Raw genomic sequence first — 19,222 nt, forward strand, 5'->3', positions numbered from 1 at the left:
CGGTCAACTCAGTACCCTCAGATTCCCGGCTACCCGGAGCCGTAGTCCCTGGTTGCGCACGAGTTGTTCCCAGGTCCGGTAGGGCGGGGGCGGCTGATAACCCTGGAGGTGGGGATCGTAACGACCCTCGATACCGGTCAGGACCCGCATGACATCGGTGGCGGCGGCCTTGACCCCGTCATCTGTGGCGCGGGCCCCGCCCCAAAAGTCGTTGCCAGGCCAGGAGACCGGGTCCCAGGCGACCAGGCTGTAGAGCCGGCAGGCGCGAAAATCCTCCCCCTCCTCGGCGTAGGCCTGGGGTGGGCAGAGTTGCGGCCGGTCATGATTGCCCCGGGTCAGGGGTCGCACCCGCAGGGAGAAGCCGTCAAAGTCATGCCGCTCGTTCGCACACTCGTTGAAGGGATCGTAATAGAGGGCCCGGATATGGGTCAGGCGCCCGGCGTGCCGGCCTAGCAGGGCAAGGAGGGCATCCTTGAAGAAGAGGCCCAGGGTGCCCTGAAAAGGCCCCGCGAACTGGCCGCAGCCCAGGCCCGGCAGGGTGATGAGGGCTTGGTGTCCCTCCCTCCTGGCCTCCTCGTTGATGTAGAGGAGCGGGGGCAGCAGCCGCCTTTCATAGAGGGTGCCATATCCCGCCGCATCGATACGCCCATCCCGGGTCACCGTCGCCCAATCCCCCGCCACGCCGCCCTGGTTGTTGCACAGCAGGGCGCCGGGGACGAAGAGTAAGGTGCCCGTCAGGGGTTGGTCGTGGACCTGGGGAACCCGATGGCGACCGTTATCGAAGATGCGCACCGCCATGGCGATACCCAGATCCCCCAGGAGGGTTAACTCGGTGATATTCCAATCCCGCCCATCCCCGTGAACGGCACTCTCGGCGAAGATGCGCGGGGATTTGGTGTTGATCAGATGTTCCAGAAAGGCCTCGTCGCTCAGGCTGGCGACATCCTGGTCCCGCAGGTCCGCCCGCAGGCGCCCCCCCGCCTGGGCGAGGCCATGAGCGGCCAGACCGGCGCGATAGTCCTGAAGTTTGCGGAGGCCTTCGGTATGCAGTAGGTGGCAATAGGTGTTCATAAGGTGACGGGGACCCGGGTTGGCGACAGGTGGATCAGGGTCTGGGGCAGCCTGATCGCCCTCGCGCCAGCGGCAAAGCTGGCGGTGCGGGCAGTATGCAAAATGCGCCGGGGCAATGATAGACACGAATCGCGACAAGATGCGACCAAATACGACATTTTAGGTATTTTCTCTTTATAATATAGAATCTTAAAAAGTTGTGAGGGACGCAAATTTTCCCTCCGGAGGAACAGGAGTTCGGGATACCCCCATCTGGAAGGGGGTGAGAGGCCGGGCAAGGCCGCTCGGGGACGGAAAAGGCGGAGGATAGGACCCGAGACCGGTCGTGGGGAACCTGGGGTTATGTCACCATAAGAGTAGCTGCAATCTTCCGGATACCCGATGAGCCATCCCGAACGTCCCCCCGGGTGCGGGCCACTCCCCGACGCGCCACCGACGGGATGGGCGAGCCCTCTCTCTGCCGCTCTGGGCTTTGCCCTGGGGGTCTGCCTCTTCTTTGTCGGGCCCGAGCCACCGCCGGCCTGGCCCCTGGGGCTGCTGGCGGTGGCGGTGGCCTTTCTGGCCTGGCATTGGGCGCCAGCGCGTCCCCTCTGCTGGTTGCTGGTGGGGCTCCTCTGGGCCCAGTTCCGGACTTGCGACCTGCTGTGTCACCCCTTCCCGGCGGAATTGGCGCGCGCGGATCTGCGCCTGGAGGGTCGGGTGGCCTCGCTGCCGGAATCCAAGTCCGGCGGCACGCGCTTCCAGTTTCGTATCGAGCGTGCCTGGCGGGGTGAGGAGGAACTGGGGTTCAGGGGCCTGGTCCGCCTGACCTGGCGGGGGGCTCCGCCCCTACGGGTGGGGGAGGCTCGCGCCCTGGGGGTGCGGCTCAAGCCCCCCCATGGCTTCGCCAATCCCGGCGGCTTTGATTACGAACGCTGGCTGTTCCAGCAAGGCATCGTCGCCACGGGTTATGTGCGCGATGGCGGTGACCTGGGTCTGCTCGACACCGGCGCGGGTCCCTATTGGATCGACCGCTGGCGTCAGGGCCTGAGTGAGCGGCTGCTGGGGAGGGTGCTGGAGGGCTCGCCGGCGGCGGGGCTGGTGGCGGCCCTGGTGCTGGGGGAGACCACGGAGGTGACACCTGCCCAATGGGAGGTGCTGACCCGCACCGGTGTCAATCACCTGGTCTCCATCTCCGGGCTGCATGTGGGCCTGGTGGCGGCCAGTCTCTTCTTCCTGACCCGCTGGTTCTGGTCGCGCTCGCCCTGGCTGGTCTCCCGACTGGCCGCCCCCCGCGCGGGGGCCCTGGGGGGCCTGGTGGCGGCCCTGATCTACAGCGCCCTGGCGGGCTTCGCGGTCTGCACCCAGCGTTCCCTCATCATGTTGGGGGTGGTGCTGGTGGCTCTCCTCTGGTCCCGCACCCCCCGGCCCTGGACGGGGCTGACCTTCGCCCTGGCCGCCGTCCTGCTGTTGGACCCGACGGAAGCGCTGAGTTATGGGCTCTGGCTGTCCTTCGGTGGCGTGGCGGCCCTCATCTATGGTCTCGGCAACCGGCTGGCCCTGGAAGGCCTCTGGCGGCGCTGGGGCCAGGCGCAGTGGGTGGCGACCCTGGGGTTCCTGCCCCTGTTGCTGTTGCTCTTCAGTCGGGCCTCGGTCGTCTCCCCGCTGGTCAACCTGGTGGCGATCCCCCTCTTTGGCCTGCTGCTGCCGCTGGTGTTGATCGCGGCCGCCCTGCTGTTGATGATCGGGATCGCGACACCCCTTATCTGGACCGCCGCCCTGCTGGCCTGGCTGCTGGATGGCCTGACGGCGATCTCGGCCTGGCACTGGGCCTCGGTGGGCATTGCGGCGCGGCCAGACTGGGCCTGGGTGGCGGCCTTCGGCGGGGCCCTGCTGCTACTGGCGCCCCGCGGGATTCCGGGGCGCTGGCTGGGTCTGCCCCTGCTGCTGCCCCTCGGGCTGCTGACCCCGCCCGCGCCGCCCACCGGGGAGGCCTGGCTGCGGTTACTCGACGTGGGGCAGGGGCTCTCCGCCGTGGTCCGCACCGCCCATCATGTCCTGGTCTTCGATACGGGTCCGGCCTTCCTGGGCGGTTTCAACACGGGCGAGGCCGTCGTGGTGCCCTACCTGCGGGACCAGGGCCTGAGCCGGATCAATACCCTGGTTCTGAGCCATGGGGATCAGGATCATGTCGGCGGCTTCGCGGGCCTGGCCGCTCAGATGCCGATTGACCGCATCCTGGCCGGAGAGCCGGGAGACCTGGCCGATCCCCGGGCGGAGCCCTGTCTCGCAGGCCAGGGCTGGAACTGGGATGGGGTAGACTTCGCGGTGCTCTATCCGGCTCAGGCCGGGCTGGAGGGCAACGAGAGTTCCTGCGTGCTGCGCCTGGCCACCCAAGGCGCCAGCCTGCTGGTGCCGGGCGATCTTGGTCAGGCCCCGGAAAGGCAACTGGCGCGGGGCGGTGGTCTGGCCACGACCCTGCTGGTGGCTGGCCATCACGGCAGCAATACCTCCAGCAGCCGCGAATTCCTGGCGGCCGTGGCACCGGCATGGGTGCTCTATGGCAGCGGCTTCGCCAATCGCTATGGCTTCCCTGCCGCCCGGGTGCGCGAACGGGTGGCTGCCGCCGGCGCCCGGGAGCTGAACACGGCGGAGGCCGGGGCCATCGGTTTCGCCCTGACTGCCGCGGGGCTGGAAGGTCCCGAGCTGTATCGCGAGGCCCAACCGCGTCTCTGGTCCTGGCGGCCACGGGGCGAGAGGTAGCCGGGTTCCGGCGCCCGGCTTGGGGTATCATGCCGCCCAGTGCAAGGCGTCTCCGAGAGGTGAGTAACCCGTGTTGGAGTTGATGAGGGCCGGTGGCTGGCTGATGTGGCCCATCCTGGCCTGTTCCGTGGTCGCCATGGCCATCATTCTGGAGCGCCTCTGGAGTCTGCGCCGCCGCCGGGTCATGCCGCCGGGACTGATGGAGCTGGTCTGGCAGTGGCAGCGCGACCAGGCCCTGACCCCGGAGCGGATCCAGGCCCTGGCCCAGGGCTCGCCCCTGGGGCGGCTCCTGAGCGCCGGCCTGGTCAACCGCAATCACTCGCGGGAGATCATGAAGGAGGCCATCAATGACGTGGGCCGTCAGGTGGTGGCCAACCTGGAGCGTTACCTCAACACCCTGGGCACCATTGCCTCGGTGTCGCCCCTGCTGGGCCTGCTGGGCACGGTCTTCGGCATGATCGATATCTTTACCGTCATCATCGATGCGGGCGTCGGCAATCCGGGCGTCCTCGCCGGTGGTATCTCCGAGGCCCTGCTGACGACGGCGGCGGGCCTGACGGTGGCCATCCCAAGCCTCATGTTCCATCGCTATTTCAATGGGCGCGTCAACCAGTTCGCCCTGGCCATGGAGGAAGAGGCCCTCAACTTGGTGGAGGTCATCAAGGGCGAGCGCGAGGCCTTACCGGAGGCGATGGCGTGAATCTGCGTCCCCAGCGTCCCGAGCCACCGGATATCAATCTGGCGCCCCTGATCGACGTCGTCTTCCTGCTGCTCATCTTCTTCATGGTGACCACGACCTTCAGGGAGGAGGTCGGCATCAAGATCCAGTTGCCCCAGGCCCAGGGGGAGGCGGCGGCGGAGAAGCAGGCCCTGACCCTGGTCATCGATGCCAGCGGCGCCTTCTATGTCAACGACCGTCAGGTCGTGGACACCCAGCCGGACAGCCTGCGCAAGGCCCTGGGGGAGGCGATCGGTCAGGCCGGGCCAGAGGCGGATGACCGGGTACCGGGGGAACTGCCCCTGGTGCTGATGGCCGACGCCAAGACGCCCCACCAGGCCGTCATGACCGCCCTGGACGTGGCCAGCCAGCTCGGGCTGACGCGCTTCTCCTTTGCCGCCAGCCGGACGCAGAAGGCGCCATGAGCCACCCCGATGTCCTGGCCCCCGGCTCGGCGCGCCGCATCTATGTGCGTCTGATCGCTTACGCCAAGCCTTATTGGCGCATGTTCGCCGTTTCCGCCGTGGGCATGGTCTTCTATGCCGCCACTGAACCCCTCTTCGCGGCCATGATGAAGCCCCTGCTGGATGGCACCTTCATTGACCGGGATGCGGAGGTGGTCAAGTCCATGCCCCTGATTCTGCTGGGTATCTTCCTAGTGCGGGGGATCGCCGGCTTCATCAATACCTACTGTCTCCAGTGGGTGGGGCGGCGGGTGGTGGCCGACCTGCGCCAGGAGATGTTCGAGCACCTGCTGCGCTCGCCCGCCGGCTATTTCGATACTCAGAGCACGGGTCAGATCCTGGCCAAGCTGACCTATAACGTCGAGAACGTCGCCGATGCCGCCACGACCGCCATCACCACCATCATCCGCGATGGCCTGACCGTCATCGGCCTGGTGGCCTACATGCTCTACATCAATGTCATGCTCTCGGCCATCTTCCTGCTGGTGGGTCCGGCCATGGGCGTCTCCATCCGCTACGCCAGCCAGCACTTTCGCCGTCACAGCAAGCGTATCCAGGACCGGGTCGGGGAGTTGACCCATGTGGCTCAGGAGGCCATCGATGGTCATCGGGTCGTCAAGGCCTTTGGGGGCCAGGCCCGGGCGGCGGAGCGTTTCAGCTTCGTCAACGAAAAGACGCGCTCCCTGCAGATGAAAATGGTGGCCACCAACGCCATCAGCGTGCCCCTGGTGCAACTGGTTTCCGCCATCGCCATCGCGGTCATCATCTACCTTTCCACCATGCAGGGTCTCCGGGAGGACATCTCGGTCGGCACCTTCATGTCCTTTATCCTGGCCATGGGCCTGCTGCTCCAGCCGATCAAGAGCCTGACGGGGATCAATAATCAGTTGCAACGCGGCATCATCGCCGCCGACAGCCTCTTCGAGCTGATCGATTCGCCCGCCGAGGTGGATACCGGCGACCGGACGTTGGACCGGGCCCAGGGGCGGGTGGAGATTCGCGGCTTGACCCACGTCTATGACATGGACAAGGGTCCCGTGCTGCGGGACCTCGATCTGGTGATCGAGCCCGGGGAGACCCTGGCCCTGGTCGGTCGGTCGGGTAGCGGTAAATCGACCCTCGCCAGCCTGCTGCCCCGCTTCTACGACCCCCTCGCGGGCGAAATCCTCATTGATGGCTTCCCCACCCATGAACTGACCCTCGCCAGCCTCCGGGCCCAGATTTCCCTGGTGACCCAGGAGGTTGTGCTCTTTAACGACACCATTCGCAACAACATCGCCTATGGTCACCCGGGCGCGGTCGATCAGACGACCCTGGAGGCGGTGGCGGAGGCGGCTCACGCCCTGGAGTTCATCAACGACCTGCCGGAGGGTTTCGACACCTTGGTCGGCGATCGTGGCATCCTGCTCTCCGGCGGTCAGCGCCAGCGTCTGGCCATCGCCCGCGCCATGCTCAAGGACGCCCCCATCCTGATCCTGGACGAGGCCACCTCGGCCCTGGACAGCGAGGCCGAGCGCCACATTCAGGCGGCCCTGGAACGGCTGATGAGCAATCGCACTACCCTGGTGATCGCTCACCGTCTCACCACCATCGAGCGCGCCAATCGGATCCTGGTTCTGGACCAGGGCCGGATCGTGGAGACGGGGAGCCATGCCGACCTGCTCGCCCTGGACGGTCATTACGCCCGCTTGCACCGGATGCAGTTCAACGATGCCTTTACCGATGCGAGCCCATGACAGCAGAAGAAATCTGGTATGGCGACCACTGGCTGGCCTGGCCCCTGGCGCCACTGGCCGGTCTCTACCGGCTGGGGGTCTGGGGGCGGCGGCATGCCTTTCGGCGGGGTTGGCTGGCGAGTTGGCGGCTGCCCCTTCCCGTGGTGGTGGTAGGCAATCTCACGGTTGGCGGTACGGGCAAGACGCCCCTGGTACTCTGGCTGAGCGACTTTCTGCGCCGCCAGGGTTGGCGGCCTGGCATCATCCTGCGGGGCTATGGTGGCTCGGCCCGGGATTGGCCGCGTTGGGTGACGGCGGCGAGCGATCCCCGGGAGGTGGGCGACGAGGCGGTACTCCTGGCCCGGAAATCCGGCGGCCCGGTGGTGGCGGGGCCCGACAGGGTCGCGGCGGGGCGGCTAATATGCGACCGGGGCGGCTGCGATATCATCCTGGCCGACGATGGCCTGCAGCATTACCGGCTCCAGCGCGATCTGGAGATCCTGGTCATCGACGGTGCCCGCGGCTTTGGTAACGGTTTCTGTCTGCCCGCCGGACCCTTGCGCGAGCCGGTCTCCCGGGGCCGGGCCATCGGGCTCAAGGTCTGTACTGGCGGGGCCTGGCCCGGTGCCGAGCCCCTGACCCTGCGACCGGGGGACCTGGTGAATCTGCGCCATCCCACCCAGACCCGGGCCCTGGCCCGTTATAAGGGCCAGCGAGTCACGGCGGTGGCGGGGATAGGCAACCCGGAGCGCTTTTTTGCCCTGCTCCGCCAGGCGGGATTGCATCTGGACGAACGCCCCTACCCGGATCACCGGGGGTTCACCGCCGCCGATGCGGCCACCTGGCCCCCGGGGCCCCTCATCATGACCGAGAAGGATGCGGTCAAGTGCCTGCCCTTCGCCGGGGAGGAGCATTGGTTTCTACCCGTGGAGGCGGTCCCGAGCGCCGCCTTCGAACGTCAATTGTCCGTCGCCTTGAAAGGTCTGAAGAATGGATAAGAAACTCCTGGATATCCTGGTCTGTCCCCTCTGCAAGGGGCCTCTCTATTTTGATAAGGCCGCCGCCGAGTTGATCTGCCGCGCCGATCGTCTGGCCTTCCCCATCCGGGACGATATCCCGGTCATGCTAGAGGAGGAGGCGCGGGAACTGCCCGCCGATGAAGAGGTGCCCAAGGCTTGAGCGCGGCCGGAGCGGCCGAGCCCAGGGGTGGGGCGGGCCTGGGAACCCCGGGGACGGATTCGCTGGTGCCCTTCAAGGTCGTCATCCCGGCGCGCTATGCGGCTTCGCGTCTGCCGGGCAAGCCCTTGCTGGAGATCGCGGGCAAGCCCCTGATCCAGCATGTATATGAGCGCGCCCAGGCCACCGCGGCGGAGGAGATCCTGATCGCCACGGACGACGAGCGTATTGCCGCCGCCTGCCAGGCCTTTGGCGCCGAGGTGGTCATGACCCGCGCCGATCACCGCAGCGGCACCGACCGCCTCGCCGAGGTCATCGCCGCGCGTGGCTGGTCCGACGATACCCTGGTCGTCAACCTCCAGGGTGACGAGCCCTGCATGCCCCCCGCCCTGGTGGATCAGGTGGCGGTGGGCCTGGCTGGCCATGGGCGGATCGGCATGGCGACCCTGGCCTATCCCATTCAGGATCCCGAGACCCTCTTCGATCCCCATGTGGTCAAGGTGGTGACCGACGCCCAGGGCTACGCCCTCTATTTCTCCCGGGCCCCCATCCCCTGGCATCGCGACGCCTTTCATGGCGGCCGGCGGACCCTACCAACGGGCGGGCGCTTTCTGCGCCATATTGGCCTCTACGCCTACCGCGCCGCCTTTCTGGCGCGCTTTGTGGACTGGCCGCCCGCGCCCCTGGAACTGGCCGAATCCCTTGAACAGCTGCGGGTCCTCTGGCACGGCGAGGGTATTCATGTCGGCCTGGCCACCGAGGAGCCTGGCCCCGGCGTGGATACCGCCGCCGATGTCCAGCGCCTCCTGGACTTCCTGGGACGCGGTCAAACGGCCTTGGGCGTGGGCAAATCACCGGACCCTGGCGGGGACTTGAAGCCATGAAAACCAGAAGTTGCCAGCCCTGCACCGCCTGTTGCGATGGCTGGGTCAAAATGACGATTCAGGGTGTCCTCGTCTTTCCCGGACACCCCTGTCCCCATAGCACGCGCCAGGGGTGTGATGACTATCTCAATCGCCCCATCGAACCATGCGTCAACTTTTCTTGCGGCTGGATCATTGCCGCCAGTCCGCTTCCGGACTGGATGAAGCCTGACAATGCCCTGGTGATCGTCCTGTTCAACAAGTTTCAATGGCAGGGTGTGCCTGTCGATCTCGCCGTGCCGGTGGGCAAGCGCATACCGCCCCGGTCCCTGGCCTGGCTGCGAAACTTTGCCGAGACCCAACGGCGCCCCCTCGTCCACACCGAACAGATCGTGGAAGAGGGCGAGTATCAGGAACAACAGCAGGTATTCGGCCATGGCCCGCCGGCCTTTCAACAAGACTTGCTGCGCCGGCAAGGGGCCGGCCTGGCCCTCTGGCCCTCAAGGTAGGGGTCCTCACCCCTCGTGGGGAAGGTCTCATGGTCCGCAAACAGCCCGATGTCGGCGACTTGATGCAGGGGCCATGGGACTGATGGCCCGGCTAGCCTGTCCTACCCGCGCCTGGCTATTGTTATCAGGGCGGTTGCCGTCCCTGGAGGCTCGATGAACATCGGATCGCATAGCTACTGGCTTCTCGCGGGTATCCCGCTGCTGAGCGCGGGCTTGATCCTGCTCCTGGCCTGGCCTGCCAGAAGGTTGGGACTGGTCGATCATCCATCGACCCGCAAACACCATCCTCACCCCGTGCCGCTGGTCGGAGGGCTCGCCATCTGGGCTGCCTTCACCGTCGGCATGCTGCTCAAGCCAGATAAGCTGCCGGATTATGGGTTTCTTCTGGTAGGCATGACCCTGATGGCCCTGGTGGGTCTCCTTGACGACATCCGCCCCATCAGCCATTGGGTTCGCCTCTTGTTCCAAGGCCTGGCCGTCCTGGTGATGGGGCTGGCTGACCACGCGGTGCTGAACAACCTTGGCAATCTCTTTGGATCGGGCGATATCCTACTGGCTCATGGGGCCTGGCTATTCACCCTCTTGGCCGTCGTTGGCTTGATCAATGCGCTGAACATGGCGGACGGGTTGGATGGACTCGCCGGCGGTCAGGCGCTGATAGCCACCAGCTGGCTGATGTTGCTTTGTCTCCAAGCCCCCATCTGCATCGCCGCACGACTTGAGTCCCTGCTGGTATTAGCCCTGGCCATCGCTGGCTTTCTCGTCTTCAACCTTCGCCATCCTTGGCGAGCCCGGGCCAGTGTCTTCATGGGCGATGCCGGCAGTACCTTACTGGGCTATGTGCTGGCCTGGTTCCTGATACGCATGTCTCAGGGCGAGGTGCGGGAACTGGACCCGATCACGGCCGTGTGGATTCTGGCCCTGCCGCTCATGGATACGGTTGCGGTGATGATTCGCCGCTTGATGGCCGGTCACAGCCCCTTTGCCGCCGACCGTCAACACCTGCACTTTCTGTTGCTCGGCTATGGGGTGTCCGACGCTCGGGGCGTTGCCAGCCTTCTGCTCATCGCCTTCGGTTTGGGGGGGGTAGGTGTCCTGGCCCAGTGGTTCGGGGTACCTGAATATTTGCGTTTCTATGCTTTTGTGGTGGTTTTTCTGTTGTATTTCGCCATGACGACGAAGATGGCCCAGGTGTTGAGGAATAGGCCGGTGGTTGATACCCAGGAACGTCGCCGTCTTTCCGCACCGACATCCTCCTAACCGCCGCGGGGATTTTCGGTATGACAGCCCGGAATGGGCATTATGAGTGGCAATATCACGATGTGGTCCCAGAGTTTGATCGGGTTTGTGGGCCTTTTTCTGTTGACCTGGCTGTTCAGTGAAAACCGGCGGAGGGTGCGTTTCCGGCCGGCCCTCGTGGCCCTGGCACTGCAGTTCTTCATCGCCCTGCTGCTCTTGGAAATTCCGCTGTTCCGCCATGTCTTCCTGGTCTTGAACGAACTGGTGACCAGCCTGGAGGCGGCGACCCGCGCGGGTACTCGCTTCGTCTTTGGCTATGTGGGCGGGGGCGACTTGCCCTTCGAGGTCCGGGTCGGGGCCAGTTCCTTTGTGTTCGCCTTCCAGGCCCTGCCCATGGTGCTGGTGGTCAGTGCCCTCTCGGCCTTGCTCTTTCACTGGCGGGTACTGCCCTGGGTGGTGCGGAGTTTCGCCTGGATGTTGCGCAAGACCCTGGGCCTGGGTGGCGCCGCGGGGGTGGGGGTGGCGGCCAATATCTTCCTGGGCCATGTGGAATCGCCCCTGCTGATCAAGCCTTATCTGCAACAGGTATCGCGCAGCGACCTCTTTCTGATCATGACCGCTGGCATGGCGACGATCGCCGGGACCATCATGGTCGTCTATGCCAGTATCCTCTCGCCGGTCATCCCCGATGCCCTGGCGCAACTGCTGATCGCCTCCCTCATCAGCGCCCCCGCCGCCGTCATGGTGGCGCGGATCATGATCCCCGATGGCGCCGGGGGTGACGAGGGGGGGCATTGGGACCCCCCCCGGCAGGATTCCAGTAGCCTGGATGCCATTGCCCGGGGCACCTTTGAAGGGGTTGGGTTGTTGGTCAATATCGTCGCTATGCTGGTGGTCCTGGTGGCCCTAGTCGCCCTGGTCAACCAGTTCCTCGGCTTACTGCCGGCCCTGGGTGGCGAGGCGATCAGCCTCCAGCGCCTGCTGGGCTGGGTACTGGCACCCTTGACCTGGCTGATGGGCATACCCGCCAGCGAGGCGGTTATGGCCGGCGGCCTCATGGGTGTCAAGACCATCCTCAACGAGTTTCTGGCCTACCTTGAACTGGCGGCCCTGCCCGAGGGGGCCTTGAGTGAGCGGTCGCGGCTCATCATGACCTATGCCTTGTGCGGCTTCGCCAATCTTGGCAGCCTGGGCATCCTCATCGGCGGCATGGGCGCCATGGTGCCGGAGCGCCGCGCCGAGATCACGGCCTTGGGGCCCCGTTCCATCGTCGCGGGCACCCTGGCGACCAGCTTCACCGGCGCCGTGGTGGGCCTCATCAGTCTCTTTCCCCATTGAGCCCAGTGGCTCTTCGATTCAGCGGAGTTTGTCCATGAGCGAGCATCTTGAAATCTTATTTCCGGGCGGGAAGCGGGTTGATGTCCGCGTTCGCGAGTTTGAGATCCATACCGATCAGTCCGTCAAAGGGGGTGGGGAGGCCAGTGCCCCCGAGCCCTTCGATCTCTTTTTGAGTTCGATGGCGGCCTGCGCCGGTATCTATGCCCTCAATTTCTGCACCTCCCGCGACTTATCGACCGAGGGTCTGGCCTTGAGCCTGGACTGGGATCGGGATCCGGCCAATCCCCTGATCGCCAGCGTGCGCTACCAATTGCGGTTGCCCGCGGGCTTCCCGGACAAGTACCGCTCCAGCATCCTCAAGTCCATTGAGCTGTGCGCCGTGAAGAAACACATCCAGAACCCTCCCAGCTTCGAAATCCTGGTGGTGGAATAGCCTCGAACCCATAAAAAAACCCCGCCATAAAGGCGGGGTAATTCACCACTGAGGAGGTTCGAGAACGGAGGTGTCGGAACAAGACTGTGCCTCGCTTAAATATCAGCAGAATCCGTGCCATGCTTGCGAGGCCTTCTTGGGGTTGACCCTTGAATAGGCGAGGAGATTCCAAGTAATTATAATATTAACAATAGGTTGTATGCTTATTGGGGCCCCAGGATACTAGGCGCTGCTAATCCTACGATGGTCAAGGTTGCCTCATGGCTTGGTAAATCCTCTTCCCAACAACCCTGGAACCGCACCTCAAGGGTGCCAGGGGCCTGTTGGCGGCACCCGGATGGCGACTGGATATGGCGCTGGGCCAGGGAGGCGGCGCCTCGGGCCTGGCCTGGGTTCTTGTTCAATTCGGCGCCGATGCTATGATCCTGGTTGAGATTCAAGCGCGGGTGGAGATGCCATGAGCGAAGCTACGAGGGTGCGGATTCTATTTGTTTGCATGGGCAATATCTGTCGTTCTCCCACGGCGGAGGGCGTTTTCCGGCATTTGTTGCGGGGGGAAGGGTGCGATGAACTGATCGCTACCGATTCCGCCGGTACCCACGGCTATCACATCGGTGAGCCGCCCGACGAACGGGCGCGGGAGACGGCGCTGAGGCGGGGGATTGATCTGAGCGATTTGCGCGCCCGGCGCGTGGCGCGGGAGGACTTCGACCTGTTCGATTATATTCTGGCCATGGACCAGGAAAACTATCAGGCCCTCAGAGCCATCTGTCCCCCGGTACATCGCGGTAAATTAAAATTATTCATGGACTTCGCCCCAGATTACGGCATTCGCGAAGTGCCTGATCCCTATTATGGGGGCCCCGGGGGCTTCGAACAGGTCTTTGATTTGGTTGAGGCCGCCGCCCTGGGACTGCTCGAAGATGTCCGTCAGCGCTGGAGATAGGTGGCGCTTTAGGCCAAGCCCAGTTTTTTCGTGGCTCCGCTGACTGGCGCAAGACCCCTTCCTTAGTGTTAACGGGATACCCCAACGGGCTGGTGGCAAAAGTGATGTGAGTCTGGACCGGCAGCCGGCGTCCTTGCCGGCTTGGATCAAGTGGGGACTTGCCTAATCGGCGTCTCCCTCTTCCGCGCTGGACTTATCGGCGACTTTGGAAGGCTCGGCTGCCACGGGTTCTGCCTTGGGGGCCTTGGGTGCCTTCGGCGCCTTGGGTGACGCGGGGTCGCTGACTTTGGAGGATTTCCCCTTAGCTTCACCCGCCTTTTCCTGGGTAGGCGCATTCCCTGTCGGAGGGATTTCCGGGCTGATGGGCTCGGCCTCCGGGACTGGTTTGGCGGTCTTCCTTGCTACCGGTGCCTTGGCCCTTTCGACAGGGGTTTCAGGCTCGGGCTCGGCATTGACCTGGCTGGGCTCTGGCGGTGTTGCTGCTGGGGTCAGTGCCGTTTCATCCGGAGCGAGGGGGCTCTCCTTCGAGGCGGGCTGTTCAGCGGGGGGTGCCGCTGTCTGCCGCTGAGTCTCGACAGGCTGCTCCGGTTCCTCGGCGGTTGCCCGTCTGCGGCGGGGACTCGGGGTCGGGCCAGGGGCCGGCGTCTCTGATGCGGACGAGGCGGGCTCCAGGGGTGTTCTGGCTTTCGGCTTGCCGGTTAGTTTGATCGGGGCCGTGGGTTCCTCGGCGACGGACTCCCTTTTTTCCGGGCTGGCCATGATCTCGGCCTCCACTGAGGGCTCGGCGGTCTCGAGCGGTTGTACCCGGGAAGGAATCGCGGGTGTTTGCGGGGCCCCGGTCTCGATCTGATCCAGGGCCGCGCTCGTTTCAGGCTGATCCTCGCCCTCGCCGGATTCAACCACGTCGGACTCCTCCTGGCTGGCCTCGCCACTATTGCCACGGCCACGCCGGCCACGTCCGCCGCGCCGCCGCCGGGAGCGGGGCTTGGTGGGGGCCTCCGCGCCTTCCGCGATCAGGTCTTGAGAAGGCTCGGACTCGGATTCGTCCTTCCGGGTTGTCTCGGCGGCCAGGCGCTGGGTATCCAAGTCCTCGGTGATCGAGGACGGTTGGATAGCCTCGGCGCTGACGGTTGGCTGTGGCTCCCGGGACGGCCTGAGTGTCTCGGTCTCGGCGAACTCATCCCGCTGTAGGGCAGTCTCTTCCGCGCCGATGAGGTCTGGTTGGGGCGTTCTTGGGGTCTGCTCTTGGGCGGCAAGGGCGGTCGCCGGCGGGTTAGTTCTGGCCAGGGGCGTTGGGGTGCCTTCCGCCGGGATGAGATCCCAGTCAAAAAAGTCCAGGGTATCGCTCTCCTCAAGGGGCGCAGGAGTCGCGTCCTCGGGGCGGTGCGCCTCGCCGCCGCGCCGGCCGCGACCACGACCCCCGCGCCGGGAACCGCGCCGGGATTCACCGCCGCCCTCGCCACTTTCCCCAGCCTCGCCCCGGGTCGGAGTCGGAGGAGCGGGTGGCTGCTCATCCCCAGCCTGACTGGCGGGGGGCTGGGGGCGCGACGGGGGACCGCCGGTCAGGGGCCTGGGTCCAAAGGCCTCTTCACGCCGGGGATCATCGCGTTTGGGCTCGTCACGCCGGATCTCCTCGCGTCTGGGTTCCTCGCGCCGGGTTTCCCCGCGCTTCACTTCGTCACGCCGGGGTTCGTCACGTCTAGCTTCATCGCGGCGTGGTTCGTTACGCCTGGGGGGCTGTTGGGCCGGACGTTGCCGGGAAGCATCCCGGTCGCTGCCACCGCTGGGGCTTCGGCCCGACTGAGACTGGGATTCCACCGGCCGGGACGCGGGCGCTGGCCGGGGGGCGGGCCGGGGCCGTCGCGGTGGCTCGGGCCTGGCGGCGGGCACCGGCGCCGGGGCGACTTCCTCGACATGGCGCGGGGCGAAAAGGTTGGTCCAGAGCCGCTTGAGCAGGCTTTCCGGCTGTCGTTGTTCCTGAGCGGGCTGGGTCGTCGGCTGGGCCTGTGGGGGCGGCGGCTCCTGGCGCCGGGGCGCCGGTGCTGGCTCCATGGGGGCGAGCTGTTTGATGGCGGGTTCCTCGACGCGTACCGGCTCGGTGACGCGCCCGAGTTCCAGGTGTCGCTCCTCAATCTTACCGGCCAGTTGATAGCTGGGCTGATCGGGCGTCAGCCGTTCCGCGTCCTGGGTGCGCACCCGTTCGATACGATAGTCCGGGGTCTCCAGGTGTGCGCTGGGCAGGAGCAGAACGCTCAGGCGCTGGCGCTTCTCGATTTCGAGGATGGCGCGGCGTTTTTCGTTGAGGAGGAAGGTGGCCACGTCCACGGGCAGCTCCGCCAGGATGCGCTCCGTGTTCTCCTTCATGGCCTCCTCCTCCAGGATGCGGAGGATGGAGAGGGCGAGGGACTCGACGCCGCGGATGGTGCCCTGGCCCTTGCAGCGCGGGCACACGAGCTGGCTGGACTCACCCAGGGAGGGGCGCAGGCGCTGGCGGGACATCTCCATGAGGCCGAAGCGGGAAATGCGGCCGAGCTGGACCCGGGCGCGGTCCTCCTTCATGGCGTCGCGCAGCCGGTTTTCGACCTCGCGCTGGTTGCGCACCGGGGTCATGTCGATGAAATCGACAACGAAGAGGCCGCCTAGGTCCCGCAGGCGCAACTGGCGGGCGATTTCATCGGCGGCCTCCAGGTTGGTGTTGAGGGCCGTCTCCTCGATGTCGGCGCCCTTGGTGGCCCGGGCCGAGTTGATATCGATGGAGGTCAAGGCCTCCGTATGGTCGATGACGATGGAGCCGCCCGAAGGCAACTGGACCGAGCGCTGGAAGGCGGATTCGATCTGGCTCTCGATCTGGTAGCGCGTGAAGAGCGGCACCTCGTCCTCGTAGAGCCGCAGTTTGCGCAGATTGTGGGGCATGACCTGGCGGATGAAGGCCTCGGCCTTCTCGTACATCTTGCGATCATCGACCACGATCTCGCCGATGTCCGTGCGCAGGTGGTCACGGATGGAGCGGATGATGACGTCGCTTTCCTGATATATGAGGTAAGGCGCCTTGCGCTCGGCGGCGGACTGCTCGATGGCGGCCCAGAGTTGGTTGAGGTAGTTGAGGTCCCACTGCAACTCCTCGACGCTCTTGCCGACGCCGGCGGTGCGCACGATGAGCCCGGTGTTCTCGGGGATCGCGAGCTGGCTCATGGCGTCGCGCAACTCGGAGCGGTCGTTGCCCTCGATACGCCGGGAGACGCCACCGGCCCGGGGGTTGTTGGGCATCAGGACCAGGTAGCGGCCAGCCAGGGAGACGAAGGTAGTGAGGGCCGCGCCCTTATTGCCGCGTTCCTCCTTGTCGATCTGGACCACCACCTCGCGGCCCTCGGTGAGGGCATCCTTGATGTTGACGCGAGCGCCCGGCTTGTTCGCCTCTTCGGTGAAGTAGCTGCGGGCGATTTCCTTGAGGGGCAGGAAGCCGTGGCGCTCGGCCCCGTAATCGACGAAGGCAGCCTCCAGGCTGGGCTCGACGCGGGTTATGTAGCCTTTATAAATGTTGGCCTTTTTCTGTTCCCGGCCCGAGGATTCGATATCTAGGTTGAAGAGTTTCTGGCCATCGACAATAGCCACCCGCAACTCTTCCGGCTGAGTTGCGTTGATCAGCATTCTTTTCATTCTATGTCTCGCAGCTAGGCGCGCTGGTCCCCCGGGACTCTGGCCGGCCCATCGCCGCCGAGGGGGGTCGATGGCCGGAGGTCTGTCCAGCCGCGCCGACCCTCAAGCCCCCGCCATTCGTGAGGCGGCGGGCGGTGAGGGCCGCGCGGGCAGGCGCGCGTGATCCTTCATGTCGCGGGGCCCCGATTGAGCTCCGCGCGCTTGGGACCAGCGCCTTCCTGACTGAGAGGGCGCTGGACCTTGGGGCATCTGGGCACATGGGATGGGGGGTGACTCGAATCGAATCTCACCAACCCGATGCGCCGGGCCGTCTCGGTGTACAATCCGCGACCGCCTGATGTAAGGGACGCCGCTGGTTTAGCGCAAGGTGCCGGCCGACGGCTAAGGGTATGTCGGGGCGCCGAGGGATTGGCACGGAGGGCGGCCTAGGAGGAATCGCCCCGGAAATCGTCTGTTTGCATCGCCGTTCCAGGCTAAGTGGCTGGTACGTCGCAGCCCTCCAATAGTATCAGCGAACGCTGATCGCATCAATCCAATCAAGGTTATGGACCCGATCATCTCTTACAGCTCGAGACCCCCACCTCATGTCGGATGAGACCCCCCCTCAGGCGGTCGTCCTGGTAAGCATCGATGCCGAGCTTGCCGGTCAGCGTATCGACAACTTTCTCCTGGCCAGGGCCAAGGGCGTGCCGCGCAGTCATGTCTATCGCATCCTCCGGCGCGGCGAGGTCCGGGTGAACAAGGGTCGGGTCAAGCCGGATTACCGGTTGCAGCCGGGTGATCTGGTGCGCGTCCCACCCTTGCGTACGGTCGAACCCCGGCCGCCGGGTCAGGCGCCGCAGTCCCGCCTGCGCGACCTCGCCGGGGCCATCCTCTACGAAGACGAGCGGCTGCTGGCCTTGGACAAGCCGGCGGGGCTGGCGGTGCATGGCGGCAGCGGCCTGAGTTTTGGCCTCATCGAGGCCATGCGCCAGATGCGGCCCGGGGCGGAGCTGGAATTGGTGCATCGCCTCGACCGCGATACCTCCGGCTGTCTGTTGCTGGCGAAGCGTGCCAGTACCTTGCGCGATCTGCATCGACTCATGCGCGAGAATGGTGTCGAAAAGCGCTATCTGGCCCTGTTGGTCAGGCCCCTGCCGAGGCCCGAAATGACGGTGGATGCCCCCCTGCTCAAGAACACTCTGAAGAGCGGTGAGCGGGTGGTGCGGGTCGATATCGCCCAGGGCAAGCCGGCGCGGACCCTGTTTCGCCGCCTGCGCCGCCTGGGCGCACTGGATCTGGTGGAGGTCCGCCTCATTACGGGGCGGACCCACCAGATTCGCGTCCACGCCGCCTATCTGGGCGCGCCCCTGGCCGGGGATGAGAAATATGGTGACGAGGTCGCCAACAAGGCCCTGCGCCCCCTGGGTCTCCGGCGCCTCTTTCTCCATGCCGCCTCCCTGAGCCTGCAGCCCGCCCATCTCGACCAGCCCCTGCGTATCCAGGCCCCCCTGCCCGCCGAACTCGAGGCCCTGCTCGGGCGACTGGAGGGAATTAAAAAGTAGGGTAAAGGGGGTCTCAAGGATTATCCTAGCGACCCAAGAGGGGTCGCCAGGCGGCCATACCTGGCTTTTCCACCAGCGGTCTTCCTTTTTGCAGGTTTCTTGCCGTATTAACGCCATTCCCCGCTGATCAGGCTTTGCCGCCATGCCGTACAAATTGCTTGTCTTTGACTGGGACGGAACCCTCATGGATTCGGAGGCCCGGATCGTGGCCTGCATCCAGTCCGCCTTCGCGGATCTTGGCGAGATGCCGCCGCCCCGGGAGATCGCCCGCGAGGTGATCGGCCTTGGGCTGGAGGAGGCCATGACCATGCTCTGGCCGGACGGTAGCGTCCTCCAGCGGCGCGAGTTGGTCGACCGCTATCGCTCCCACTTTCTGGGCGGCCAGGAGACCGAATCCCATCTCTTCCCGGGCGCCCGCGACTTGGTGCAGGATCTCAATGCCCGTGGCCTGCTGCTGGCGGTAGCCACCGGCAAGAGTCGACGCGGCCTGGAGTCCGCCCTGTCGAGCACGGGGCTGCGGAGTCACTTTCACGCCACCCGCTGCGCCGACGAGACCTTCTCCAAGCCCCATCCGGAGATGCTGCTTCAGGTCATGGCGGAATTGGGGGCGGACCGGTCCGAGACCCTCATGATCGGCGACACGGAATTTGACATGGAGATGGCCCACAACGCGGGCGTGGCGGCCCTGGCAGTCGCCTATGGCGTCCATCACCCGGAACGCCTGCTCCGGCATAACCCCCTGGATTGCCTCAATGAGCTCCAGGATCTCCGGGATTGGCTGGAGCGTAACCTGGAGTCGTGAGGCGC

16 protein-coding genes are annotated in these 19,222 nt (G+C 65.5%); 14 read left to right on the forward strand and 2 right to left on the reverse strand.

Annotated elements, in window-relative coordinates; genetic code table 11:
• Positions 1-3: 3 nt before the first annotated feature.
• Positions 4-1,071, reverse strand: coding sequence for a hypothetical protein (locus IPN92_16400; GenBank protein ID MBK8639772.1), 1,068 nt, complete (start codon positions 1,069-1,071; stop codon positions 4-6).
• 381 nt (positions 1,072-1,452) lie between these two features.
• Here IPN92_16400 and IPN92_16405 point away from each other — a divergent pair, with 381 nt between their 5' ends.
• The 12 genes from IPN92_16405 to IPN92_16460 all read left to right on the forward strand — a co-directional run bounded on the left by IPN92_16405 (position 1,453) and on the right by IPN92_16460 (position 13,214).
• Positions 1,453-3,813 (forward strand): DNA internalization-related competence protein ComEC/Rec2, encoded by a 2,361-nt coding sequence (locus tag IPN92_16405; protein MBK8639773.1) that lies wholly within the window; start codon positions 1,453-1,455, stop codon positions 3,811-3,813.
• Positions 3,814-3,883: 70 nt separating this feature from the next.
• Entirely contained in the window at positions 3,884-4,513 is a 630-nt protein-coding gene (locus tag IPN92_16410) for a MotA/TolQ/ExbB proton channel family protein (protein ID MBK8639774.1), read from the forward strand.
• Positions 4,510-4,956: a biopolymer transporter ExbD gene (locus IPN92_16415; GenBank protein ID MBK8639775.1), complete on the forward strand. Its 447-nt coding sequence runs from the start codon at positions 4,510-4,512 to the stop codon at positions 4,954-4,956. The genes IPN92_16410 and IPN92_16415 overlap by 4 nt, the downstream gene beginning before the upstream one ends.
• Positions 4,953-6,731, forward strand: coding sequence for a lipid A export permease/ATP-binding protein MsbA (gene msbA / locus IPN92_16420; GenBank protein ID MBK8639776.1), 1,779 nt, complete (start codon positions 4,953-4,955; stop codon positions 6,729-6,731). Before IPN92_16415 ends, msbA begins: the two co-directional genes overlap by 4 nt.
• Positions 6,728-7,708 (forward strand): tetraacyldisaccharide 4'-kinase, encoded by a 981-nt coding sequence (locus tag IPN92_16425; protein ID MBK8639777.1) that lies wholly within the window; start codon positions 6,728-6,730, stop codon positions 7,706-7,708. Before msbA ends, IPN92_16425 begins: the two co-directional genes overlap by 4 nt.
• On the forward strand, positions 7,701-7,889 hold the full coding sequence (locus IPN92_16430) for a Trm112 family protein (protein MBK8639778.1): 189 nt from the start codon (positions 7,701-7,703) through the stop codon (positions 7,887-7,889). Before IPN92_16425 ends, IPN92_16430 begins: the two co-directional genes overlap by 8 nt.
• A 65-nt stretch (positions 7,890-7,954) precedes the next feature.
• Complete coding sequence (kdsB, locus tag IPN92_16435; protein ID MBK8639779.1) at positions 7,955-8,770, forward strand: 3-deoxy-manno-octulosonate cytidylyltransferase; 816 nt, start codon at positions 7,955-7,957, stop codon at positions 8,768-8,770.
• Positions 8,767-9,258, forward strand: a complete 492-nt coding sequence (locus IPN92_16440; protein MBK8639780.1) for a hypothetical protein — start codon at positions 8,767-8,769, stop codon at positions 9,256-9,258. Before kdsB ends, IPN92_16440 begins: the two co-directional genes overlap by 4 nt.
• Before the next feature lie 153 nt (positions 9,259-9,411).
• Positions 9,412-10,518, forward strand: coding sequence for an undecaprenyl/decaprenyl-phosphate alpha-N-acetylglucosaminyl 1-phosphate transferase (locus IPN92_16445; GenBank protein MBK8639781.1), 1,107 nt, complete (start codon positions 9,412-9,414; stop codon positions 10,516-10,518).
• Between the two features lie 42 nt (positions 10,519-10,560).
• On the forward strand, positions 10,561-11,835 hold the full coding sequence (locus tag IPN92_16450; GenBank protein ID MBK8639782.1) for a nucleoside:proton symporter: 1,275 nt from the start codon (positions 10,561-10,563) through the stop codon (positions 11,833-11,835).
• A gap of 34 nt (positions 11,836-11,869) precedes the next feature.
• Positions 11,870-12,268, forward strand: a complete 399-nt coding sequence (locus IPN92_16455) for an OsmC family protein (protein ID MBK8639783.1) — start codon at positions 11,870-11,872, stop codon at positions 12,266-12,268.
• 457 nt (positions 12,269-12,725) lie between these two features.
• Positions 12,726-13,214: a low molecular weight phosphotyrosine protein phosphatase gene (locus IPN92_16460; GenBank protein MBK8639784.1), complete on the forward strand. Its 489-nt coding sequence runs from the start codon at positions 12,726-12,728 to the stop codon at positions 13,212-13,214.
• Between the two features lie 162 nt (positions 13,215-13,376).
• Here the strand turns inward: IPN92_16460 and rne are convergent, their stop codons facing one another.
• Entirely contained in the window at positions 13,377-16,871 is a 3,495-nt protein-coding gene (gene rne / locus IPN92_16465; GenBank protein MBK8639785.1) for a ribonuclease E, read from the reverse strand.
• 584 nt (positions 16,872-17,455) lie between these two features.
• Here rne and IPN92_16470 point away from each other — a divergent pair.
• Positions 17,456-18,415: an RluA family pseudouridine synthase gene (locus tag IPN92_16470; GenBank protein ID MBK8639786.1), complete on the forward strand. Its 960-nt coding sequence runs from the start codon at positions 17,456-17,458 to the stop codon at positions 18,413-18,415.
• 142 nt (positions 18,416-18,557) lie between these two features.
• Positions 18,558-19,217: an HAD-IIIA family hydrolase gene (locus IPN92_16475; protein ID MBK8639787.1), complete on the forward strand. Its 660-nt coding sequence runs from the start codon at positions 18,558-18,560 to the stop codon at positions 19,215-19,217.
• The last annotated feature ends 5 nt before the right edge of the window (positions 19,218-19,222 follow it).

This window comes from Chromatiaceae bacterium (assembly GCA_016714645.1).
GTDB lineage: Bacteria > Pseudomonadota > Gammaproteobacteria > Chromatiales > Chromatiaceae > M0108.